Source organism: Sphingopyxis sp. P8, from assembly GCF_020622175.1.
Taxonomy (GTDB): domain Bacteria; phylum Pseudomonadota; class Alphaproteobacteria; order Sphingomonadales; family Sphingomonadaceae; genus Sphingopyxis; species Sphingopyxis jiangsuensis.
This window is the reverse complement of sequence record NZ_JACNMK010000002.1, coordinates 734,743-757,582: the sequence shown is the minus strand read 5'-3', so window position 1 is coordinate 757,582 and position 22,840 is coordinate 734,743. Positions and strand designations below refer to the sequence as shown.

At 65.3% G+C, this 22,840-nt stretch carries 23 protein-coding genes; 9 read left to right on the top strand and 14 right to left on the bottom strand.

Annotated features, from left to right (window positions below):
* Window positions 1–90: 90 nt before the first annotated feature.
* From H7692_RS12080 to H7692_RS12035, 10 genes are all read right to left on the bottom strand, one after another.
* On the bottom strand, window positions 91–1,311 hold the full coding sequence (locus H7692_RS12080) for a DUF389 domain-containing protein (protein WP_227340231.1): 1,221 nt from the start codon (window positions 1,309–1,311) through the stop codon (window positions 91–93).
* A 150-nt stretch (window positions 1,312–1,461) separates the two neighbouring features.
* Complete coding sequence (locus H7692_RS12075; RefSeq protein WP_201928054.1) at window positions 1,462–2,391, bottom strand: electron transfer flavoprotein subunit alpha/FixB family protein; 930 nt, start codon at window positions 2,389–2,391, stop codon at window positions 1,462–1,464.
* Window positions 2,392–2,505: 114 nt separating this feature from the next.
* Entirely contained in the window at window positions 2,506–3,255 is a 750-nt protein-coding gene (locus H7692_RS12070; RefSeq protein WP_222136991.1) for an electron transfer flavoprotein subunit beta/FixA family protein, read from the bottom strand.
* A gap of 233 nt (window positions 3,256–3,488) precedes the next feature.
* The gene (gene sucC / locus H7692_RS12065) at window positions 3,489–4,697 is read right to left on the bottom strand and encodes an ADP-forming succinate--CoA ligase subunit beta (protein ID WP_222136990.1); all 1,209 of its coding nucleotides are present in this window, start codon (window positions 4,695–4,697) and stop codon (window positions 3,489–3,491) included.
* Window positions 4,698–4,799: 102 nt separating this feature from the next.
* On the bottom strand, window positions 4,800–5,111 hold the full coding sequence (locus H7692_RS12060; RefSeq protein WP_222136989.1) for a hypothetical protein: 312 nt from the start codon (window positions 5,109–5,111) through the stop codon (window positions 4,800–4,802).
* Window positions 5,112–5,116: 5 nt separating this feature from the next.
* Window positions 5,117–6,259, bottom strand: coding sequence for a class A beta-lactamase (gene bla, locus H7692_RS12055; protein ID WP_227340230.1), 1,143 nt, complete (start codon window positions 6,257–6,259; stop codon window positions 5,117–5,119).
* A gap of 133 nt (window positions 6,260–6,392) precedes the next feature.
* Window positions 6,393–7,064, bottom strand: a complete 672-nt coding sequence (gene msrA, locus H7692_RS12050) for a peptide-methionine (S)-S-oxide reductase MsrA (RefSeq protein ID WP_201928059.1) — start codon at window positions 7,062–7,064, stop codon at window positions 6,393–6,395.
* Window positions 7,065–7,401: 337 nt separating this feature from the next.
* Entirely contained in the window at window positions 7,402–8,613 is a 1,212-nt protein-coding gene (locus H7692_RS12045) for a pyridoxal phosphate-dependent aminotransferase (RefSeq protein ID WP_227340229.1), read from the bottom strand.
* A gap of 106 nt (window positions 8,614–8,719) precedes the next feature.
* Complete coding sequence (gene pabB, locus H7692_RS12040; RefSeq protein ID WP_227340228.1) at window positions 8,720–10,576, bottom strand: aminodeoxychorismate synthase component I; 1,857 nt, start codon at window positions 10,574–10,576, stop codon at window positions 8,720–8,722.
* 37 nt (window positions 10,577–10,613) lie between these two features.
* Window positions 10,614–11,153, bottom strand: a complete 540-nt coding sequence (locus H7692_RS12035) for a hypothetical protein (protein WP_227340227.1) — start codon at window positions 11,151–11,153, stop codon at window positions 10,614–10,616.
* Between the two features lie 121 nt (window positions 11,154–11,274).
* Here H7692_RS12035 and H7692_RS12030 point away from each other — a divergent pair, with 121 nt between their 5' ends.
* From H7692_RS12030 to H7692_RS12000, 7 genes are all read left to right on the top strand, one after another.
* Entirely contained in the window at window positions 11,275–12,951 is a 1,677-nt protein-coding gene (locus H7692_RS12030) for a long-chain-fatty-acid--CoA ligase (RefSeq protein ID WP_227340226.1), read from the top strand.
* Window positions 12,952–13,045: 94 nt separating this feature from the next.
* The gene (locus tag H7692_RS12025) at window positions 13,046–13,477 is read left to right on the top strand and encodes a MerC domain-containing protein (RefSeq protein WP_227340225.1); all 432 of its coding nucleotides are present in this window, start codon (window positions 13,046–13,048) and stop codon (window positions 13,475–13,477) included.
* A 97-nt stretch (window positions 13,478–13,574) separates the two neighbouring features.
* Window positions 13,575–14,039, top strand: coding sequence for a Fur family transcriptional regulator (locus H7692_RS12020; protein WP_201928064.1), 465 nt, complete (start codon window positions 13,575–13,577; stop codon window positions 14,037–14,039).
* A gap of 7 nt (window positions 14,040–14,046) precedes the next feature.
* Complete coding sequence (locus H7692_RS12015) at window positions 14,047–14,823, top strand: hypothetical protein (protein ID WP_227340224.1); 777 nt, start codon at window positions 14,047–14,049, stop codon at window positions 14,821–14,823.
* Window positions 14,824–14,895: 72 nt separating this feature from the next.
* Window positions 14,896–16,419, top strand: a complete 1,524-nt coding sequence (locus H7692_RS12010) for a fumarate hydratase (protein ID WP_227340223.1) — start codon at window positions 14,896–14,898, stop codon at window positions 16,417–16,419.
* Between the two features lie 271 nt (window positions 16,420–16,690).
* Window positions 16,691–16,981: a GIY-YIG nuclease family protein gene (locus H7692_RS12005; RefSeq protein WP_222136982.1), complete on the top strand. Its 291-nt coding sequence runs from the start codon at window positions 16,691–16,693 to the stop codon at window positions 16,979–16,981.
* A 237-nt stretch (window positions 16,982–17,218) separates the two neighbouring features.
* Window positions 17,219–17,677 carry a VOC family protein gene (locus H7692_RS12000; RefSeq protein WP_201928067.1) on the top strand — a complete coding sequence of 153 codons (459 nt, stop codon included), beginning with the start codon at window positions 17,219–17,221 and terminating at the stop codon, window positions 17,675–17,677.
* On the opposite strand, the gene H7692_RS11995 is transcribed toward H7692_RS12000, so the two are convergent.
* Window positions 17,674–18,774 carry a YdiY family protein gene (locus H7692_RS11995; RefSeq protein ID WP_227340222.1) on the bottom strand — a complete coding sequence of 367 codons (1,101 nt, stop codon included), beginning with the start codon at window positions 18,772–18,774 and terminating at the stop codon, window positions 17,674–17,676. The two genes, H7692_RS12000 and H7692_RS11995, sit on opposite strands and share 4 nt — an antisense overlap.
* A 122-nt stretch (window positions 18,775–18,896) precedes the next feature.
* On the opposite strand from H7692_RS11995, the gene H7692_RS11990 reads away from it, so the two are divergent.
* A complete protein-coding gene (locus tag H7692_RS11990; RefSeq protein ID WP_201928068.1) occupies window positions 18,897–19,172 on the top strand; it encodes a hypothetical protein in 276 nt (91 codons plus the stop codon).
* A gap of 6 nt (window positions 19,173–19,178) precedes the next feature.
* Here H7692_RS11990 and H7692_RS11985 read toward each other — a convergent pair whose 3' ends face one another.
* From H7692_RS11985 to H7692_RS11975, 3 genes are all read right to left on the bottom strand, one after another.
* Window positions 19,179–20,306, bottom strand: a complete 1,128-nt coding sequence (locus H7692_RS11985) for an MBL fold metallo-hydrolase (RefSeq protein WP_201928069.1) — start codon at window positions 20,304–20,306, stop codon at window positions 19,179–19,181.
* A gap of 3 nt (window positions 20,307–20,309) precedes the next feature.
* Complete coding sequence (locus H7692_RS11980) at window positions 20,310–20,972, bottom strand: cell cycle transcriptional regulator TrcR (protein ID WP_227340221.1); 663 nt, start codon at window positions 20,970–20,972, stop codon at window positions 20,310–20,312.
* Between the two features lie 153 nt (window positions 20,973–21,125).
* Window positions 21,126–22,127 carry an NAD(P)H-quinone oxidoreductase gene (locus H7692_RS11975; protein WP_227340220.1) on the bottom strand — a complete coding sequence of 334 codons (1,002 nt, stop codon included), beginning with the start codon at window positions 22,125–22,127 and terminating at the stop codon, window positions 21,126–21,128.
* Window positions 22,128–22,226: 99 nt separating this feature from the next.
* On the opposite strand from H7692_RS11975, the gene H7692_RS11970 reads away from it, so the two are divergent.
* Window positions 22,227–22,424 (top strand): DUF1192 domain-containing protein, encoded by a 198-nt coding sequence (locus H7692_RS11970; protein WP_201928071.1) that lies wholly within the window; start codon window positions 22,227–22,229, stop codon window positions 22,422–22,424.
* The last annotated feature ends 416 nt before the right edge of the window (window positions 22,425–22,840 follow it).

Below are 22,840 nucleotides of genomic sequence, written 5' to 3'. Positions count from 1 at the left end.
CCTCGTCGGCGCCCGAATGTGGGCAGGTACAAGGCCGCTCAAGCGCCGGTCGGTGACAATTGGATGACAGGAGCCTCCGCGTGTCCGCGATCACTCGCCGGTCGGAGCGGTCTCTTCGATCGGTGGCGGCTCCTCGGCTTCGGTCAGCGCCCCGTTCTGGATCAGCCATTGCGGGAAATCATCCTGCACCGATGCCATGACGCGGTCGACCGCCGCCGCGACCTGCTCGCCTTCGGCCTCGCGGTCGCGCTGAACGATTGCGCGGCGCGCCTGCAGATCGATCAGCACCCGGTCGCGCGGCACAAGGTTCCCCACGGTCAGTCCGGCAAGAACACCGCGACTTTCGCTCTCGCGCTGCTCAAGCGCCGCGATTCGCTGATTGAGCCGTTCTTCGAACTCGACTGCGGCGTTGGTCTGCTGGCGAATTTGGACAATGCTGACACGGACGTCCCGGTTCAGTCGATCGCGAACGGCCCGCGCGAGGTCGCCGTTGAGCTGCGACGCATACTGGTCGACGAGCACGACGCCATCGACTGCCACCTCGTCGCCCTCCATCCGAACATTGAGGCTGTCAACGCGGTCACCGCGTTTGAGAAGATCGCTGAGTTCGGATTGGACGGCGTTGCGCGCGCCGACTTCGCGGACGATATTGTTGAGCGACAGCGCTAGCGGGATGGACAATATGCCCAGTGTGACGACGATTCCGACCACCTGCATCGCCGTATTCTGGGCAGTCAGAGACGGTCCGAAACGGTTCAGCCGGGCGACAATCGTCGCGACGAGCGCGATCGCGAGCGTGTTGGTGAGGAACAGCAACGCGGCGCCAAGCGCATAGTCAAAGCGCCCGGTGACAAGCCCGAAACCGATCGTCGACAGCGGCGGGACAAGCGCGGTGGCGATCGCGACGCCGACCATGACCCCCGACAGCTTGCGCAGGATGGCGTAGACGCCCGCGACCCCGCCGACGACGGCGACGCCAAGATCGAGCAAGGTCGGTTCGGTCCGCGCGCGCAGTTCTGGCGTGACGTCCTTGATCGGCGACAGCCAGATGATGACCATCGCGATGAGCACCGCAACGCCCATTCCCGCAGCCATGGTGATCAGCGAACGCTGGATCAGATGGCGCTCGAGTGTCGCGAGGCCAAAGCCGACGCCCATGATCGGGCCGAGCAGGGGCGACACGAGCATCGCGCCGATGACGACCGGCGCCGAGCTTTGCAGCAGTCCCAGCGTCGCGATCGCCGACGACAGCGTGATCAGCAGCAGGAATTTCTGATTGAGCCGGGCGTCGCGCGCGATGCGCGCGAGCATTACCGACCGCCCGTGGCTTTCTTCCTTCGCGAGGTTGGCATCTTCCTCAGCGGCAGACTTCGGCCGCGCCGAATGGCGTCCCCCGGCGCTGAATGGGGCATCGCCCAGTCCGGGTACCCCAGGATGATGCCCCCCCATCGCGCCTCCGGCCTAGATCTTGCCCGTCAATTCGGGAACGGCGTTGAACAGATCGGCGACAAGGCCGAGGTCGGCGACCTGAAAGATCGGCGCATCCTCGTCCTTGTTGATCGCGACGATCGTTTTCGAATCCTTCATCCCCGCTAGATGCTGGATGGCGCCCGAAATGCCAATCGCAAAATAGACTTCGGGCGCGACGATCTTGCCGGTCTGGCCGACCTGATAGTCGTTGGGGACATAGCCCGCATCGACTGCGGCGCGGCTGGCGCCGAGCGCGGCGCCGAGCTTGTCTGCGAGCGGAACGATGACCTCTTCATATTTTTCGCTCGACCCGAGCGCACGGCCACCCGAGACGATGACCTTCGCTGAGGTGAGTTCGGGGCGTTCCGACTTGGCGATTTCGGCGCCGACAAAGCTCGAGATGCCCGTATCGCCGCCCGCCGACACGGCCTCGACCGCGCCCGAGCCGCCCGAGGTCGCCGCCTTTTCGAACGCGGTGCCGCGGACGGTGAGAACGAGCTTGGCATCCGAACTTTCGACGGTGGCGATCGCATTGCCCGCATAGATGGGGCGCGTGAAGGTCTTCGGCCCTTCGACCGAAAGAATGTCCGACACCTGCATCACGTCGAGCAGCGCGGCGACGCGCGGCGCGATATTCTTGCCCGTCGTCGTCGCAGGCGCGACGAAGGCGTCGTGGCTCGCCATCAGTTCGGCGATCATCGGCGCGATATTTTCGGGGAGCGCGTGGCCGAAGGCAGCGCTGTCGGCGACATGGACCTTGCCCACGCCAGAAATTTGCGCGGCGGCTTGCGCGACGCCATCGACGCCCTCGCCCGCGACGAGCAGATGGACTTCGCCGAGTTTCGAGGCGGCGGTCACCGCAGCGAGCGTGGCATCCTTGACGGCGCTGCCGTCATGTTCGACCCAAACCAGAGTTTTCATCTCTTACGTTCCTTCTTCCCGTCCCGTTCGCATCGAGCGAAGTCGAGATGCCCCTCGACCTTGCGCTGTCCCGATGGGTGTCTCGACTTCGCTCGACACGAGCGGGGGATAGATTCAGCTGTGGACGCCCATCGACTTCAGCTTGGCGACCAGCTCGTCGACGTCGGCGACCTTGATGCCCGCCTGGCGCACCGGCGGTTCGGCCACCTTGAGCACCTTGACGCGCGGGGCCGTGTCGACGCCATAGTCGGCGGGCGACTTGGTTTCGAGCGGCTTCGACTTCGCCTTCATGATGTTGGGAAGCGACGCATAGCGCGGCTCGTTGAGGCGCAGGTCGGTGGTAACGACCGCAGGGGTCTTGAGCTTGACCGTTTCGAGCCCGCCGTCGACCTCGCGGGTGACGCTCACGCTGTCGCCCTCGACCTCGACCTTGCTCGCGAAAGTGCCCTGCGCCCAGCCGGTCAATGCGGCGAGCATCTGGCCGGTCTGGTTATTGTCGTCGTCGATTGCCTGCTTGCCGAGGATGACGAGGCCGGGTGCCTCCGCGTCAGCAATCGCCTTCAATATCTTGGCAACGGCCAGCGGTTCGACGGCGTCGTCGGTCTGGACGAGGATGGCGCGGTCGGCGCCCATCGCGAGCGCGGTGCGCAGCGTTTCCTGCGCCTTCGCCGGGCCGATGCTGACGGCGACGATTTCGCTCGCGGCACCCTTTTCCTTGAGGCGGATCGCTTCTTCGACCGCGATTTCGTCGAACGGGTTCATCGACATCTTGACGTTGGCAAGGTCGACGCCGGTGCCGTCGGCTTTGACCCGCGGCTTGACGTTGTAATCGAGCACCCGCTTCACGGGGACGAGGATTTTCATGGCTTTGTCAGCTCCTCTCAACAATGTTGCACCGCGTCATAATTGGCGCTTACGTAAACGTCAACCTGCAGCCCCTCCTCTCCCGCAGGCGGGAGAGGCAGCGAGACTTGCGGGCGTGTCCCGCTAGTCGCAGCGGAGTGGGCAAATGCGACGGAGCAGGCCCACACCAAGCCGACTAGGCAGCAAGCTGCCAAGTCTTCCTATCCTCTCCCGCCTGCGGGAGAGGAGTTTTTTCACGCCGCCTTGGCGACCTCGGCGACGATCTTCTTGGCGGCGTCGCCCAGGTCGTTCGCCGCGACGATCGGCAGGCCCGAGTTCGCAAGGATGTCCTTGCCCTGCTGAACATTCGTGCCTTCGAGGCGAACGACGAGCGGCACCGAAAGGTTCACTTCCTTCGCCGCGGCGACGATGCCCTCGGCGATGATGTCGCACTTCATGATGCCGCCGAAGATATTGACGAGGATGCCTTCGACCGCCGGGTCTTTCAGGATGATCTTGAACGCCGCGGTCACCTTTTCCTTCGAAGCGCCGCCGCCGACGTCGAGGAAGTTCGCAGGGAAGGCGCCGTTCAGCTTGATAATGTCCATCGTCGCCATCGCGAGGCCCGCGCCGTTGACCATGCAGCCGATATTGCCGTCGAGCTTGATATAGGCGAGGTCATATTCCGACGCTTCGACCTCGGCCGGGTCTTCCTCGGTCAGGTCGCGCAGTTCGGCGATGTCGGGGTGGCGGAACATTGCGTTGCCGTCGAAGCCGAGCTTGGCGTCGAGCACGAGTAGTTCATCGCCATTCGCGCCTTCGCACACCGCGAGCGGATTGATTTCGATCTGTTCGGCATCGGTTGCAAGGAACGCGCTGTAAAGACCGGCGAGCGTCTTGGCCGCCTGCTTTGCAAGGTCGCCCGTCAGTTCGAGCGCTGCGGCGACGCTGCGGCAGTGGTGCGGCATCAGCCCCGTCGCGGGGTCGATGACGATCGTGTGGATCTTGTCGGGCGTGTTGTGCGCGACGGTTTCGATGTCCATCCCGCCCTCGGTCGAGGCGACGACCGCGATGCGGCTGGTCGCGCGGTCGACGAGCAGCGCGAGATAATATTCCTTTTTGATGTCGGCGCCGTCGGTGACGTACAGGCGATTGACCTGCTTGCCTGCCTCGCCCGTCTGGATCGTGACGAGCGTGTTGCCGAGCATGTCCTTGGCGTGCGCCTCGACTTCCTCGATGCTCTTGGCAAGACGGACGCCGCCCTTTGCATCGGGGCCGAGTTCCTTGAACTTGCCCTTGCCGCGGCCGCCGGCATGGATCTGCGATTTCACGACATAGAGCGGCCCGGGCAGTTGCTTTGCCGCCGCAACGGCTTCCTCGACGCTCATCGCGGCAATGCCCTTGGGCACCGCGACGCCAAATTTCGCGAGAAGTTCTTTCGCCTGATATTCGTGAATGTTCATGAGGTCTGCCGGGCCTTTCGACTCTGGAGCGGGAGATTTGCGCCGCCGCATAAGCACAAGTTTGGCGGCAAGGCTACCCCGGATGCCGACAGAAAAGCTTGCTCAGCGCAAAGCGCACACCGCTGCCGAGCTTGTCGTGACCCCCAATATCTCCGGATCCTTGAGCGCGCGGACCTTGCGGAGAAACTGGTCGAGCGTCAGGTCGGTGATTTCGCGATCCTTGAGACTGCCGAGCGAGGACAGCCGCCGAAGCTGAAGCAACGAGAGCCGGTCGACCATCCGTTCGGCCATGCATCCCGACATCGCCTTTGAAAGACCGGCATTATTGAGGCCGGTGCGGAGCCGTGTTTCGGGTGTTGCACAGGCCGAAAGTGTCAGTGCCAGCACAGCCAGCGGCGAGATGAATCTCTTCATAGTGGTTATCGCCCGTGGAATTCGGCCACCGCGCCCGACACCGCCTGCATCAGTGCCATGCGCTCCGGTATCGGCGAGGTCGTGGTACCGAGCATGACGACGATGGCATAGCGTGTCCCGTCGGGCGCCGTGGCGATCCCTATGTCGTTATAGCCGGCAGTCATGCCCTTGTAATTCTGTCCCGTTCCGGTCTTGTGGCCGAACTTCCAGCCTGCCGGAAGTCCGGCCTTGAGCCGTTGCGGACCGCTCCGCGTGCGGCTCATGACGTCGAGCAGATATTCTGTCGATTCGGGCGACAGAAGATTGCCGCGCGCGAGGCGCGTAAGCGCGCTCGCAATCGCCGCCGGGCTGGCGCCATCGACCGGATCGGCCAGATAGGCGTCCATCGCGGCCTTGCGCGTAGCATCGGGCAGCGTAGCGCGCGCCTGTTCGAATGCACGCCCGACCGAATAGGCCTGCTGCCAGTTCAGCCCTGCCGTACCCGACTGCAGAAGGCGCTCGCCCGGACCGAAGCGAATCGCCCCCAGATCCTTTTTCGCGATAAAGCGCCGCACCGCCTCCGGACCGCCGACGGTACGCAGCAGGCTGTCGTTCGCGGTATTGTCGCTGCGCGTGATGGCGGTTTCGATCAGCTCGCGCACGGTCATCGTCACCGATCCCTGCGCGCGTACGGTACTGGCGAGCGGCTGATAGAAAAGCGTCAGGTCTTCGGGCCCGATCCGCACCGACTGATCGAGCCGGACGCGTCCCTGGTCCACGGCGTCGAGCGCGGTCATTGCCACCCAAAGCTTCGACACGCTTTGCTGCGGGAACAGCTCGTCGCCGCGCTGGGCAAGCGCCCATTCGCCGTCGATACGCTGAACCGCGATGCCGGTCTTGCCCGGAAAGCCACGCCAGAGGCTGAACAGGCGCTCTTCCAATCCTGCCGGCGCGCGGCGAAACCCCGGATCGATCGGACCCTTGGCGACCGGCACAGCGGCTCGAACGGGGCCCGCGATCGGGACGGTGGCCGACCCGGCGGGCGCAGTGGTTGTCGTCGATTGCTGGCGCGGGGGCGGAACGATCGCTGCGCTGCTCACGCAGCCAGCGAGCACTGCGGCACTCATTGTAGCGGCAAGCAGCGGCTTGCCCGATACTTCAAATCTCATTCAATCCCCGCGACTGCGACCATACCTCCGGCCCTTGCATCCGGGCCACTCGTCTCGCAAGCATGGCTGCCTCGCCAGCGAATTGCGATGAATGATTCCTGTCGCGCGATAAGCGGCGGCGCCGCCCCCAAACTCAGGGTGCGGGGGTTGGGTTTGTTAGTTGGGGGTATAGTTTCCTGAGTGCCGCGAGCTTGGGCGCATCCCAGCGGACGATATAGCCGTGGCGCGGATTGCGGCGCATGAAATCCTGGTGATAGGCCTCCGCCCGATAGAAGCGCTTGTAGCTTTCGATGGGTACGACCACCGGCTTGTCGAAAAAGCGCCCCGACCGGATCTGCGCGAGATAGGCGGTCGCAACCCGACGCTGGGTCGCGTCGACCGGCACGATCGCCGCACGATATTGCGGGCCGACATCGGGGCCCTGGCGGTTCTTGAGCGTCGGATCGGCGATCACCGAAAAGAGCACGCGCAAGAGCGTGCCATAGCTGACCTGCGAGGGGTCATAGACGATCCGCACCGCCTCTGCATGGCCCGAGGTGCCGTCGTGCGTCAGTTCATATTTGGCGGTCGCGGCGCTGCCGCCATGATAGCCCGATTCGACCGAGATGACGCCCTTCACATGGCTGAAGACGCCCTCGACGCCCCAGAAGCAACCTCCGGCGAGAATCGCGGTGGCGCGCTTTGCATTGACGGCGGGGTCGATTTTGGCGGCGGGAAGCCTGACGATGCTTTCGGCCTGTGCGGGCGCGCATTGGGCGAGGAGCAGCCCCGCCATCAGCGCCGACAAGGACCGCCGCAGCGGCATCAGAACGGCAGCGCGAACGCCGGCTGCTGGAACACCATGTACAGCGTGCCGATCGCGAATCCCGCGAGCATCGTCTGGAACCAGTCGGAGCGAAGGAGAGTAATCATCGGTGCCTCGTATCATGTCATCTTGTTCGCGGACGTTGCCGCTTTGGTTACACCGACATCGTGGCGCGCCCCGTGCCGCCGTGCAGTGATCGGGGTCACCCTTAACCGACAGGACTTACCATGTGGTGAACCGGCCGCTTAACCGCCGTTCAGGTGGCGCAGATAGGCGCGTGCGCCCGACAGTTCAAGACCAATCGGTACAGAATTATTTGGCCGTCGCAAAGCTGAACTCAGCTGAGTGCCGCGCACGCCTGCTGGATGCGCACGCACGCCTCCTTGAGCGCCGCCTCCGACGTCGCATAGGAGACGCGGAAGGCCGGCGACAGGCCAAAGGCTCCGCCGTGGACCGCCGCGACGCGCGCCGCGTCGAGGAAATAGTCGATCAACGCCTCGTCGCTGTCGATCACATGCCCCGCCGGGGTCTTCTTGCCGATGCAGCCGCTCGCGTCGGGATAGACGTAAAAGGCGCCGTCGGGCACCGGGCAATCGAGCCCCGGCGCGTCGTTGAGCATGGCGACGACCATGTCGCGGCGCTTGCGGAAGGCTGCGTTGCGGTCGTCGAGGAACTGCTGCGGACCGCCGAGCGCCGCAGTGGCGGCGGCCTGCGCGACCGAGCAGGGGTTCGACGTCGACTGCGACTGGAGCTTGCCCATCGCCTTGATCAGCCAGGCAGGGCCGCCCGCATAACCGATGCGCCAGCCGGTCATCGCATAGGCTTTCGAACAGCCGTTCACCGTCAGGATGCGGTCGACAAGGTCGGGGCAACGCTGTGCGAGCGTCGAAAAGGCGAAGTCGGCGTACCAGACATGCTCGTACATATCGTCGCACATCACCATCACATGCTCGTGACGGCGCACGACCTCGCCAAGCGCGTCGAGCTCTTCGGGTGAATAGGCCGCGCCCGAGGGGTTCGACGGCGAGTTGAAGATGATCCAGCGCGTCTTGGGCGTGATCGCCGCGTCAAGCTGTTCGGGCGTGAGCTTATATCCCTGCGCCGCGCCGGCCGCGACGATGACCGGGGTGCCGCCGGCAAAGGCGACGATGTCGGGATAGCTCACCCAATAGGGCGCCGGGATGATGACCTCGTCGCCCTTGTCCACCGTCGCGACGAGCGCATTGAACAGCGTGTGCTTGCCCCCGACATTGACCGTGATCTGGTCGAGGCCGAACTCGAGCCCGTTGTCGCGGCGGAACTTGCCGCGGATCGCCTCCTTGAGCGCGACCGTGCCATCGACGAGCGTATATTTGGTCTGCCCCGCGCGGATCGCCTCGATCGCCGCTTCCTTGACGAAATCGGGCGTGTCGAAATCGGGCTCGCCCGCCGACAGGCCGATCACGTCGACCCCTTCGCCTTTCAGCTTCGCGACGCGCGCGGTCATCGCGAGCGTTGCCGAGGGCTGGATGCGGTTGAGGGCGGCGGAGATATGCGGCTTGAGCGGCATCGACGGGTCTTCCTTGCTGGTCGCGAGGCGGGAAAGCGCGACACGGGAATCGCGCGGGGCCGCGCCTAAAGCCTCTGCCTGCAAATCGCAAGGCGAACGGCCAAATTTACCTATGCGGCAGCGATTGGCTCGCGGCGGTGTCGGCGAGCCGCGCCGGGATCAGGCCGCGCAGCGAATTACCGATGAAAAATCCATTGCCAAGGTCGGCGAGCCGCAGGTGCGATTCGACCGCGCGCCCCTTTTCAATGAGCTCGGCGCGCAACACGCCGGGGAGCAAGCCGAGCGATGCAGGCGGCGTCAGCAACAGCCCGTCGCGCTCGACGAAGATATTGCTCCAACTGCCTTCGGTCACGAAACCGGGTTCGTCGACGAACAGCACCTCGATAGCACCGCTTTCGCGTCGCGCCGCCTCATATGGCGCGCGCAGGCTGGTCTTGTGGCCGAGACGGAAGTCGCCTGCAGGCATCGGGGCCGGCCGCACCGCAACGGGCACCGGCAGTTCGGCAAGGCGCGGCAGCGGCGAAACTTCGACCGCAAGCGCGCCCGACGGCGCAAGCCGCATCCGCACGCGCGCGGCGTTTCGCATCCGGAACGTCGCCGACTGCAGGCTGTTGCGCGCACCATGACGATCGAACCGGAAACCGAAAGCATCGGCGCTCGCCTTCATCCGGGCGATATGCCCGTCGAGCCGCTGGATTCCGTCGACCGGATCAAATTGCATCGTTTCTATGAGGTCGAAGCTTTCCCCCGCTGCGCCCACAAATTCCCCCTTGGCCAGACATTCACGCCACTCCTCGGCAGCGCGGCTGTCGGCGACAATTCCCGAACCCAATCCCAGCGTGGCGCACATTGGCCCGTCCTGCAACCCCCGGTCCGCACCATGCTGGCTGCAAAAGACGAGCGTGCGGATCGCGACGTTGAACGCCGCGTCGCCGTTCGGCTCGATGAACCCGATCGAGCCGGTATAGATACCGCGCGCATCGCTTTCGAGGCTGTCGATGATTTCCATCGCGCGGACCTTGGGCGCGCCGGTGATCGAGCCGCAGGGAAAGGCGGCGCGCAGCACGTCGACGGCGCCGGCGCCCTCGGGCAATTCGGCCGTCACGTCCGAAACAAGCTGGTGGATCGTCGGAAAGCTTTCGACGCGAAACAGATCGGGCACCTTGACCGATCCGGCGGCAGCGACGCGCGACAGGTCATTACGGATGAGGTCGACGATCATCAGGTTTTCGGCGCGCTGTTTGGGGTCGCGCGCCAGTTCGGCGGCGGCGCGCCGGTCGGCTTCGCGATCATCCCGGCGTCCGGCCGTGCCCTTCATCGGCCGCGCCATCACGTCCTTCCCGCGCAGCGAGAAGAAGAGTTCGGGAGACAGCGAGGCGATCGCCCGATCGCCGGTCCAGATAAAGCCGCCATAGCCCGCGCGGGCCGTGCGGCGAAGCCGGGCGTAAACGCCCAGCGGATTGCCCTGAAAAAGAACGTCGGCGCGAAAGGTCAGATTGGCCTGATAGATGTCGCCGGCTTCGATATAGTCGAGCACCCGCGCAATCGATGCTTCGAAATCCCCGCGCGAAACGCGCGGCACGACCGGGCCGACCCATGCGCCTGCCGGATCGGGAAGCAGATTTTCGACCGCGTCGGCGTCGATCCGCTCGACCGACGCGAACAGCCCGAACCAGGCGAGCGGCGCCCCCGCGTCTTCGCGCGCCTCGATGGCGCCCCGCCATGCGGGCGCCAGCCCCTGCCCCGCATCATAGGAAAGATAGCCGGCGCAATAGAGGCCGCGCCGCCGCGCTGCTTCGAGCGTGTCGAGCAGCGCCGGAATCTCCCGCGCATCATGGGCGGCGACGACATCGACCGGCTCGGCGAAAAGCCGCGCCGCGACCGCGCCCTCGGCGCGGGCGTCGTCGAGCAATACAAAAGGCGGCGTCGACACGCCCACCGGCGCGACCCTCGGTTGCGACATCAGGCGGTGAAATCCATGGCGCGCTTCCCCGACGGGCTCAACGCTCGCGGCGAACGCGGATGCGTTTCAACGATCCGATTTCGGCCCAATAGCTGCTGATCGCGCCGGGATAGATCACGATTCTGTCTCCCGGCCGCGGGTCGCGCGGCAAGTCGGTCTGGTCGGCCTGCACCCACACCGCCCCCTCTTCGATCGCGAAGCGAACCTGATTATAGCCTTCACGGCGCGCCCATTTGATCGTCGATTCAATCCGTTGAACGCCTTCCTTCCCGTCGTCGTCGTCGCCAAAGAAGGGCAAATCGCGCAGCGTGAAGCCGAACAGGCTGCGCCGCGCCTTGTCCGCAGCCGCGCGGTCGAAAATCCGGACGTCCTGCTTCCCGACCGCATCCTCGAAAGATGCGACCTGCGCGTCGAAGCACGCCAGGCGACCCGCATCGTCCGAAATGGCCCGGCAATCGAAAATCTGCTGCACCTGCGCGGGCGGCGGGGGCGCTTTTCTGTCCTTTGCCAACGCCGGAGAAACCCACACGACAACGGCGAACAATCCGATCGCACGTGCAAGGGACTCTCTTCGCATGATATTCACCCCCGGTTGGCCGTCGAGACAAGGGCGTAGCCGTCGCTCGATGGCGCCGCAAGATTGCGGTGGCGTTTCAATGCTGCTTATATAAATGTCAGTAACGCTATGGAGAGGGCGAATGGCCGCCACGACGATCGAACACGACTGGTCCGCCCAATATCGTCACCCCGCGAAATGGAGCCAGGTCTTTGCGCCGATGACGCTGCCTGCCATGCTCGCCGACAGCGTCGCGCGGCGTGGCCCTGCCCCGATGCTCGACTTCCTTGGCCGCCAGTTCAGCTATGACGAGGTTGCCGAAGGGGTGGCGCGCGTTGCGCGCGGGCTGCAGCAGCGCGGGATCGGCAAGGGAAACCGCGTCGGGCTGTTTCTTCCCAACGTCCCGCACTATGTCGCCGCCTATTATGGCGCGCTCGCCGCAGGCGCGACGGTCGTCAATTTCTCGCCGCTCTATACCGTCGCCGAGCTCGAGGCGCAGGTCGAGGATTCGGGGACCGACACGCTGTTCACGATCAGCGCGTCGGCGCTGCTTCCGACGGCGCTCGAAGTGCTCGACGGATCGAGCCTGCGCCAGCTCGTCGTCGGGTCGGTCGCCGGCGGGCTGCCCGCGGCAAACTCGGTCCTCTATCGCCTGTTCCGCCGCAAGGAGGTCGCGGCGATCCCCGACGACCCGCGCGTCATCCGCTTTTCGGCGCTCACCGACAATGACGCACGGCCCGAACCGGTCGCCATCGATGCCGAGAAGGACATCGCCCTCATCCAATATACCGGCGGCACGACGGGGACGCCGAAGGGCGCGATGCTGACGCACCAGAATCTGACCGCCAATGCGCGACAGGTGAATGTCATCGACCCCGATCACGACGCCGACGACCGTATCCTAGGCGTGCTGCCCTTTTTCCACGTCTTTGCGAACACCTGCGTGCTCAACCGCACGGTGCTCAACGGCGGGTCGATCACGATGCTCCCGCGCTTCGACGCCAAGGCGGCGCTCGCCGCGATCACGCGCACGCGCACGACCGCGCTTCCCGGCGTGCCGACGATGTATCAGGCGCTGCTCGATCATCCCGACCTGGCCAAGACCGATTTCTCGTCGCTGCGCGTCTGCATTTCGGGCGGCGCGCCGATGCCCGCCGAACTGCGCGAGAAATTCGTCGCGGCGACGGGCGCCTCGCTCGTCGAGGGCTACGGCCTTACCGAAAGCGCGGGGGTGGTATCGACGAACCCCTATGACGGCCCCGTCAAGCCGGGAACGATCGGCCAGCCGATCCCCGCGACGCGTATCCGCCTGCTCGACAAGGAAGATCCGTCGCGCGATGCGCCGGCGGGCGAGCCGGGCGAACTCGCGGTCAAGGGGCCGCAGGTCATGCAGGGCTATTGGAACCGGCCCGATGCCGACAAGGACAGCTTCACCGCCGACGGCTGGCTGCGCACCGGCGATGTCGCGACGATCGACGACGAAGGCTATATCCGCATCGTCGACCGGCTGAAGGACATGATCGCGGTCGGCGGATTCAAAGTCTATCCGAGCGTGATCGAGGCGCATCTCTATGAGCATCCGGCGGTCAAGGAGGCGATCGTACTGGGCGTCCCCGACGCCTATCGCGGCGAGAGTCCGAAGGCGTTCGTGACGCTGGAGGAAGGGTTCGACGTTTCGGGGGAAGCGCTTGCCGCATGGCTCAACCCCAAACTCGGAAAGCACGAACGGGTGAGTGCGGTCGAAATCCGCGCCGAACTCCCCAAAACGATGATCGGCAAACTCGACCGCAAGGCGCTGCGCGCGGAAGCGGGCGGTTGATCGGCGAAAATTCAGCGCCCGGCCCGATGAGACGTTGTAACCTTTGTCATGATATGCCATATCCGTTGCTGCAATCGCAGTAACGGAGATTCGGGTGACCCAAGTCGCCAGCCATGGCCTTGTCCAGACGCGCTTCGGCGCGCTGTGGCGTGCTATGCGCGATTCGCGGCCGCTGACGTCGCTGTCGGGCGACCAGCTCGCGATGGGCTTGTCGGGACTGTGCCTGATCCATTGCCTGGCCAGCACCGTGCTTTTCGCATCGATTGCGTCGGTCAGCGTCGTCCTCGAAAACCATCTGTTCCACGAGATCGGCCTCGTCATCGCGATCGGTTTCGCACTGGTCACATTGCTCGCGGGGGTGTTGAGCCACGGCTATATGATGCCCTTTGCAGTCGGTTGCTTCGGGCTTGGCGTGATGGGCGGCGCGCTGTCGCGGCCGCATGACGGCAGCGAAATTCTGGCCACGATGATCGGCGTCGCGGTGGTGGCGCTCGGCCACGACCTCAATCGCCGCGCGCGTCACTGACCCCGCCTATGGCCGCAGCTTGCGGCATGACCCCGAAGCGCTTACATTGTTCCCGCAGGGGATATTTTGGCGTGCAGCGACGCGCATAGGAAAAGCAATGGGCAAGCATGATCATCCGCATGTCGAAGCGAGCGGCGCGTCGCTCGCCAAGGCGGCGCAGGCCGCGCTCGAAAGCGCGGGCGAGGCGTGGACCGACATGCGCGCGCAGATTTTCGACGCCGTGGCGGCCATCGGCAAGCCGGCGAGCGCCTATGAAATCGCCGACATCGTATCGAAAAACCGGGGCAAGCGCGTTGCGCCGAACAGCGTCTATCGCATCCTCGACCTGTTCGTCGCGAACAACCTTGTCCGCCGCGTCGAAAGCGCCAATGCCTTCGTCGCGAACAGCCATCCCGGCTGCCTGCACGATTGCATCTTCCTGATCTGCGACACTTGCGGAACCGCGGTCCATGTCGACGACGACAAGCTGTCGGACGGCGTCCGCGCCGCTGCCGAAGCCACGGGCTTTTCCGCCGAGCGCCCCGTGATCGAGGTGCGCGGCAAATGTTCGGATTGCCAATAATCCGATCATGACGGCCGGGTCGGGATCGCGCCTTTCCACCTGGTTCGAAACGCAGCACCATCGCCCGCCCGCACCGACGCGCTGGTGGCAGGCGACGCTGGTTTTCGGGATAGCCACGGCATTGTTCGGCACATGGCTGACCGCGATCTTCCCCCAAACGGGCTTCGCGATGGCGCCGGGCTATGGCGCGCCGGTCCTCGCGTTCGAATTCGCAGGGGGCCAGGACGATCTGATCGCAATCTTCGGCCCCGACGGCGACCCGCAACAGGTGACGCGGCTCGCCGCGATGCGCAGCGGGAACGAGCGGGATTATCTCTACATGCTGCTCTATGGCGCCTTTCTGGCAAGCGGCTGCATCGCGCTGTGGCGCGAGTTGCGCCGGCGAGTGCTACTCGCTGCGGCGGTGCTGCCGCTGCTCGCCGCCCTGTCCGACGCCTATGAAAACTGGCTGCTGTTCGACATCCAGGCGGCCTTCACGCTCGGCGACTATTCGCCCGCGATGGCGAGCCTCTCTCTTCCCGTCACCGTGAAATTCCTGGCTCTGGCGGCAACCAACGTCGTCATTGGCGGGGCGGCGATGCAGCTCGGCCGCTGGTGGGCGCTCGCCGGGACGCTCGCGGTGCTCGCCGCGATACCGACGGTCATGGCGCTCATCACCCCCGCCGCCTTTGCCTGGGCGCTCGTCCCGTCGATCGGCGCGGGGTGGATATTGTTGCTCGCGCTCGCCACCGCGGGCTGCTGGAAGGCGCTGCGAACCCGGCGGCCGCTCGCCGACTGGGGCTAAACCCCTTTTCGGCTGCGCGCTGCGGGTCTAGGGAGGCGCCGAATCCCGGCACAGGGCGAAAGGCTGCATCCCATGAATAGCGTCATCATCCGCGAAGACGATCTGATCGAAACGATCGCCGACGCGCTCCAGTACATCAGCTATTTCCACCCGATGGATTATATCCGCGCGCTCGGCGCCGCCTATGAACGCGAGGTATCGCCCGCGGCGAAGGACGCGATGGCGCAGATATTGTCGAACAGCCGCATGTGCGCGGAGGGGCATCGCCCGATCTGCCAGGACACGGGCATCGTCACCGTCTTCATCAAATGGGGGATGGACTGCCGCCTCGACTCGTCCCGCGGCCTGCAACAGGTCGTCGACGAGGGCGTGCGCCGCGCCTATCTCCACCCCGAAAACAAGCTGCGCGCCTCGATCCTCGCCGACCCGGCGTTCAGCCGCGTGAACACAAAGGACAACACGCCGTCGGTGCTCAACGTCGAGATGGTGCCGGGCGACAAGGTGCATATCGACGTCGCGGCGAAGGGCGGCGGCAGCGAGAACAAGTCGAAGTTCAAGATGATGAACCCCAGCGACTCCATCGTCGACTGGGTGCTCGAAATGGTGCCGCAGATGGGCGCCGGATGGTGCCCGCCGGGGATGCTCGGCATCGGCATCGGCGGCACCGCCGAAAAGGCGATGCTGCTCGCCAAGCAATCGCTGATGGACCCGATCGACATGACCGAACTGCTCGCGCGCGGGCCGTCGAACCCGACTGAGGAATTGCGCATCGAGCTGTATGAAAAGGTCAATGCGCTCGGAATCGGCGCGCAGGGCCTCGGCGGCCTTTCGACCGTGCTCGACGTCAAGATCGCCGACTGGCCGACGCACGCGGCGTCGAAGCCGGTGGCGATGATCCCGAATTGCGCCGCGACGCGCCACGCGCATGTGACGCTCGACGGGTCGGGCCCGGCCTATCTCGAGCCGCCCGTGCTGGCCGATTATCCGCAGATCGACTGGGCGCCCGACAGCGCGGCGAAGCGCGTCGACCTCGACACGCTGACACCCGAAGTGGTCGCGAGCTGGAAACAGGGCGACCGCATCCTCTTGAATGGCAAGATGCTTACGGGCCGCGACGCCGCGCACAAGCGCATCGCCGACATGCTGGCGAAGGGCGAGGAACTGCCCGTCGAATTCAAGGGCCGCGTCATCTATTATGTCGGCCCGGTCGATCCGGTCGGCGAGGAAATCGTCGGCCCCGCAGGCCCCACGACCGCAACGCGCATGGACAAGTTCATGGGCATGATGCTGGGCCAGGGCCTGCTCGCCTGCGTCGGCAAGGCCGAGCGCGGCCCCGCCGCGACGCAGGCGATCGCGAAGCACAAGAGCGCCTATCTGATGGCGGTCGGCGGCGCGGCGTATCTGGTGGCGCGCGCGATCAAGGGCAGCAAGGTCGTCGGTTTCGCCGATCTGGGGATGGAAGCGATCTACGAGTTCGAGGTCAAGGACTTCCCTGTCACCGTTGCGGTCGACAGCGAAGGCCAGAATGTCCACGTGAACGCCCCGGCGTTGTGGCAGAAGCGGATCAAGGAGGAGGGGTTGCTGGAGGGGGCGTGAGGCCGACTTTGTAAGGCGCGCCCTTACAATGTTGTCATTTTGAGAACCGTAGAATCGGTTTCTAAAGGGGTGTTCTCTTTGACGCAGGAGAACATTCATGTTGCCGAACGTACGCCTGTCCCGCCTGCTCCGCCGCATCCAAGGGTGCGGTCTCACCTTCCCTTCCCCGTCACCCCGGCGAAGGCCGGGGTCTCGCCCTCTCGACCTGAAACCTCCGAAACGGCGAGATCCCGGCCTTCGCCGGGATGACGATGCGGGGTAGGATGCGGTGATGCGCCAGCCCTGCACCTACATCCTCACAAATCGCGGCAACCAACTCTTCTATATCGGCGTCACAAGCGACATTGCCGCGCGCATGATGCACCATCGCGCCGGTGAAGGATCGGTGCATTGCCGACGCTACAACATCCGCAAGCTCGTCCATGTCGAGTTCCACGCAACGATGCCCGATGCGATCGCGCGCGAAAGGGCATTGAAGGAATGGCATCGCGATTGGAAGCGACGCCTGGTCGACGAGCAAAACCCCGACTGGAACGATCTGTTCGATACTATCCTTGGGTGAAGGTGGCATGCCGATACGGCGAGACCCCGGCCTGCGCCGGGGTGACGATCTACTTTATGTATCACCGCTTTTATTTCCGTCACCGGCGAAGGCCGGGGTCTCGCCGGTGCGTTCTTGCCTCGACGCGAAAAGTGAAGAACACTCTCTGCAACATAAGCACAGCAGGGGACACCGCATGGATTTCCGCCAGTTCGACCGCTTGAACCGCCGCGAGCTGATTCGCGGCGCCGCGATGAAATGACCGGCGACCTCAACGGCGTCGCGCATGTCATCCTTACGGCGGGCGATTTTGCGCGGTCGACGGCCTTCTGGCGCGAACTGATCGTCTATCTCGACCTCAAGATCGTCCTCGACAGCGACGCGATGCTCTATGGCGTCGGCGGGCGCACGGCGATCGGTATCCGCACCGGCAGCCCCGACAATGCCGGGAAGCGCTTCGACCAGGGCGCGCCCGGGCTGCACCATGTCTGCTTCCGGATGCGCGACCGCGACGCCATCGACCGGCTCCACGCTTTCCTGAAGCCGCGCACCGACATCGCCCTTGTCCATGCACCGCAGGAGGAGCCATGGGCGCCGGGCTATTATTCGATCCTGTTCGAGGACCCCGACGGCATCCGCATCGAGTTCAATCATGTCCCCGGCGCGGGGCTGCTCGTCGAAGGGCGCGAAATCGGCGGCGCCGAAATTTTCGACTAGAAGCCGTACACGAGGGTGAAGCGCGTCTGGGTATCGAGCTTTTCGACCCCCGGCGGCGGGTTGCTGTCGACCTCGGCCGCATAGGTCATGCGTGCCGACAGCGCGCCGTTGATCTTGGCATTGAGCGCGGTTTGCGACGCGGCGGTCACGTTGCGCTCGCTGACAGTCGTCGAGGCGACTTGCGTCAGCTTGACCGTCGGGGACATTTGCCAGCCGAAATCGAGCCCGCCAAGACCGGTGAGCTCGCTCTCGTCCTGCCCGCGTCCCGGCCGATAGACGGTCTCGCGCCATGCCGGGCCGGCCTTGACGCTGAGCGACAGAACCTTGTCGTCGAACAATTTGTAGCCGAGCCCTGCCGACGTGTTCCAGCGTGCGGTGAAGCCGAGCTTGAAATCGCGTTCCCAACGCCCGAGCCCGAAGACGAAAGCGCGTTCGCCGAGCCGGACCTGCGGTTCATATTCGACAAGATAGCGTTCGGTCGATTTGCGGCCGTTGGTGCGTTGATAGTCGGTGCGTGCGAGAAAGCGCTGGTCCCAGTTGAGACCCTGCCGCTTGAGCGCGACCCCCAGATTGATCCCGGCGGCGTCGGTGTTGCCGCTGCTGAACATTGCGCCAATCTGGCCCTCGCCCTTCCAGTTCTGCCAGAATTTCGCGTTGGCGAGTTTCGTGCGTGCCGCCGCTGCCGCCGCCGCCTTTTCGCGCTCGCGGCGCGCGCGATAGTCGGCGAGCAATTGGTCGATCTCGGCCGCGTCTTCCGGGCTCGCCGCCTTGGCCAGCTTGCCGACCGTTTCGACGTCGCGGTCCTTGCCGCTGGCGATCGCCGCATCGAGAAGGACGCGCGTCGGCTTGGGCGGCGGAGGCGCGGGCTCGACCGGCACGATTTCGTTCGCGGAGAAACCGGCCAGCAGGGCGTCGATCTCGGCGACATGATCGGGATTGGTCGTCCGCGCAATCGCTGCAACGGTGTCGACCTTGTCGGCATCGCCTGTCGCAATCGCCGCCTCGATCATCGCGCGCACCGGATCGGCAAGCTGCGCCTGCGCGGGGCTTGCAAACAGGGCGAGTCCAAGCGCGGCGAGACGGGGAGAGACTTTCATCGCTTTGCCTTTCGTGGGGGAGGTCGGTTCAGCGTTCGTTTCATCGGCAAGCCATTGCGGCGCCGCGCATATAGGCACAACGGGGCTGGCAATTCCACCCCGCCTATCCCATGTGCAAACCTATGCTAATCGCGATGATCGCCATATTCTGCGCCGGTGTCGGCAATTTCGCGATGCACCGCGCATTCATGGAAAGCGACGACCCGCTGGTCCAGCAGATGGTGAAGCCGCTCGCCGACCGCGTCGGGCCGCACGCCACCTATGTGTTCGAGTTCCTGCTGCTCGTCGGGGCGCTGGCGATCGCGACGCGCAACTGGTTCACCGGCCTGCTGCTCTATGGGCTTTACACGATCTTCAACGCGCTCGCCTTCAGCTGGATCATGCACCGCGGCGAATGAACCGCATCACGCGACGCCGTGATACCACCAGACGCCGTCGCGATCGTCGCAGCGCACCCGCCCTTCGACCTCGAGCCGCTTCAGATGCGCGAGCGCCTCGCCCGTCGCGAGCCCCTGATTATGGCTGCCTATCGGGCGGTTGAAGAGCAGGGGAAAGGTATCGACCGCGCGCATCGGCTGCCGGGCGATCGCCTCGGCCAGATTGTAGAGCCGCATCCGGTGCTCGTCGCGCAATGCGGTCAAACGGACGTGCAGCCCGCGGAACGGCTCGCCATGCGCGGGGCAGACGATCACGTCGGACGGTATGGTCGCAATCAGCTTGTCGATCGACGCGAGCCATTCGCCAAGCGGGTCCGCATCCGGCTCGGTGTGATTGACCGACACGTTCGAACTGATGCGCGGGAGCACCTGGTCGCCCGAGATCAGCACGCCCTCGCGCTCGTTCCACAGGCACGCATGTTCGGGGCTGTGCCCCGACCCGGTGACGACCCGCCACCGGTGCGCGCCCATGTCGAGCTGGTCGCCGTCCTTGATCCGCACATAGGAACGCGGCAGCGCGAAGATCATCCGCTGGAACATGTTCCAGCCGCGCGCGCGCTGCGCCTCGATCGCCTCCTCGTCCCAGCCCGCGGCGCGCGATTTTTCGAGCACCTCCTCAGGCACCGTCTCGCTCGCGTCGGCGACGATCATCCGCGCGGTGAGCATCTCGCCGCGCGTCATCCACAGCTTGACGTCCTGCTTCTTCGCGATCCAGCCCGCGAGGCCGATATGGTCGGGGTGGAGGTGCGTACCGATGACGCGCGTGATCCGTTTGCCTTTGAGCGCGCCCGCGTAAAGCGCCTTCCACGCGTCCGAACAGAGCGTCATGCAGATGCCGGTGTCGACGACGGCGACGCCGTCATGGTCGTCGAGCAGCCAGCTGTTGATATGGCCGAGCGAGCCCGGCATCGGGATGCGCGCCCAGCTGACGCCGTCGGCGATGCGGATCGTCTCGCCCGCGCCGGGCGCGGCTTCGCCCCACGGGTAGGTCAGGCCCGCACGGCTCGTCGCGGTAAAGCTGTCGTCCTGCGTCAGCGAGGCGTCGGGCGAGCCGCTGGCCGCCGGGATGTCGTCCTCGTTGCCGCGATCCGGCACGCGTCAGGCTTCGCCGTTGGTTTCGGCTTCCTCGGCGGCATGCGCTTCGGCTGCCGCCGCGCGTTCGGCACGCAGTTCTTCGAGGAGCGCCTCGCGGTCGCCCTCGAAACGGCTGTCCTCGGGCGCCTTGATTCCCGCCTTCTTCGCCGCCTTGGCAACAAGCGCGTCGAGCTCGCGCTGCGAGCAGAGGCCGAGCGTTACGGGATCCTTGGGAACGATGTTCGCGCTGTTCCAGTGGCTGCGCTCGCGGATCGCGTTGATCGTGTTGCGCGTCGTGCCGATCAGCTTGCCGATCGCGCCGTCGGACACTTCGGGATGGTTCTTGAGAATCCACGCGATGCCGTCGGGCTTGTCCTGCCGCTTGCTGACCGGCGTGTAGCGCGGCCCGCGCGTGCGGCGGATCGTATCCTGCGACTGGACGCTCATCTTGAGCTTGTAATCGGGGTCCTTCTGACCCTTTTCGATTTCTTCCATCGACAGCTCGTGCGCGCGCACCGGATCGCGGCCGGTATATTTGGTCGCGGCGGTCTCGTCGGCGATCGCCTGCACTTCCAGAATGTGGATGCCGCAATATTCGGCGATCTGGGCAAAGGTGAGGCCGGTATTGTCGACCAGCCAGGCGGCGGTCGCGTGCGGCATCAGCGGGGTAGGATTGGCGGCAGCCATGACACAAACTCCAAGCGGAAATAATAAGGGCCGCCCCTCGCGGGGCGGCCGGACATTGGGGGCGGCTATATGCCGGATTGGCAAATGGAGCAAGAGCGGGGATTGCGGGCCGGGTTTTTGGGGACCGTTGGATGAACGACCGTCCGAATCCCCTCACCCCACCGTCAGCACGATCTTTCCGACATGCGCGCCCGCCTGCATCCGCGCGTGGGCGGCGCTGGCGTCGGCGAGCGCGAAGCTTTGGTCCATCGCGGGCTTCCACTCGCCAGCCGACAGTCGCGGCCACAGCGTTCCGTGAATCTCATCGGCGAGCGCGGCCTTGAAATCGGCGCTGCGCGCGCGGAGCGTCGATCCGGTGAGCGTCAGGCGGCGGCGCATCAGCTGCGTGATGTCGACCTCTGCCTTCGCGCCGCGCTGGAAGGCGATCGACACATGGCGCCCGTCGTCGGCAAGGCATTCGAGGTTGCGCGGCAGATAATCGCCGCCGACCATGTCGAGCACGACGTCGACGCCCGCGCCGCCGGTGAACGCCTTGACCGCCTCGACGAAATCCTCGGACGAATAATCGATCGCAAGGTCGGCGCCGAGCGCGCGCGCGGCGTCGCATTTTTCGGCGCTGCCGCAGGTCACGATCACGCGCACGTCGAACAGCCTGCACAGCCCGATCGCGGTCGTGCCGATGCCGCTCGTCCCGCCGTGGACGAGCGCAGTCTCGCCATCCTTGACCCAGCCGCGCTCGAACAGATTGTGCCACACGGTGAACACCGTCTCGGGCAATGCCGCCGCCTCGGCCATCGAAAAGCCTTTGGGAACGGGCAAGCAGCTTCCGACCGGCGCGAGGCAATATTCGGCATAGCCGCCGCCCGCGACGAGCGCGCACACCGACTGGCCGAGCCATTCGGGATCGCCGCCCGGCCCGACCGCGGCAACCACGCCCGCGACTTCCAGCCCCGGCAGGTCCGACGCCCCCGGCGGCGGCGGATAAAAGCCCATGCGTTGCAGAACGTCGGGACGATTCACCCCCGCCGCCGCGACACGGATCAGAAGCTCGCCCGGACCGGGCTGCGGCACCGGCCGCTCTTCGGCCACAAGCACCTCGGGTCCGCCGGGCGCGCTTATCGCGACCGCGGTCATGCGTTCGGGCAGGCTGGTCAAGCTAGGTCCCCCATATGTTCGCGAAATCCCACTCGCGCCGCCTTATTGACAGCCGCACGGCGCGGGTCAACAGTTGCGCGCAATCAGGGAGCTTTTGCGATGGACGACGACGATCTTCCCCGCCGCCGCGACGACGTGCTCGCCGCGCTGACCAGGCAATCGCTTGACCCGCTGTCGGTCGAGGAGCTGGATGAGCGCGTCGCGGTGCTCGAGAGCGAGATCGCCCGCGTCAAGGCGCACAAGGCGGCTGCGACCAGTCACAAGGCGATCGCCGAAGCGCTGTTTCGGAAGGGTTAGAACGCCGTCCCATTTCCGTTCGCATCGCGCGAAATCGAAATGCCCCTCGGCGTGGAGCAAGGTCGATGGGTGTCTCGACTTCGCGCGACACGAACGGAAAAGAGGGACGGTCCGGAAACGACCTAAAGGCGTAATCTCGGTTCGTCGTCACCCCGGGGCTTGACCCGGGGTCCATAGCAGCGCCGAAGTCATGGATCCCGGATCAGGTCCGGGATGACGAAAGGCGGGAAACGACCGGTTGAGGACATTCGATCCTCCCTGTGCCGCAGGCATGGGGAGGTGGCAGCCCGAAGGGCTGACGGAGGGGCTAATGGCGCTGGCGTCGCGGCCCCTCCACCCCTCGCTTCGCGAGCGGTCCCCCTCCCCATGGCTGCGCCACAGGGAGGAATTTGCGGCAGATACCCACCCCAAAATCT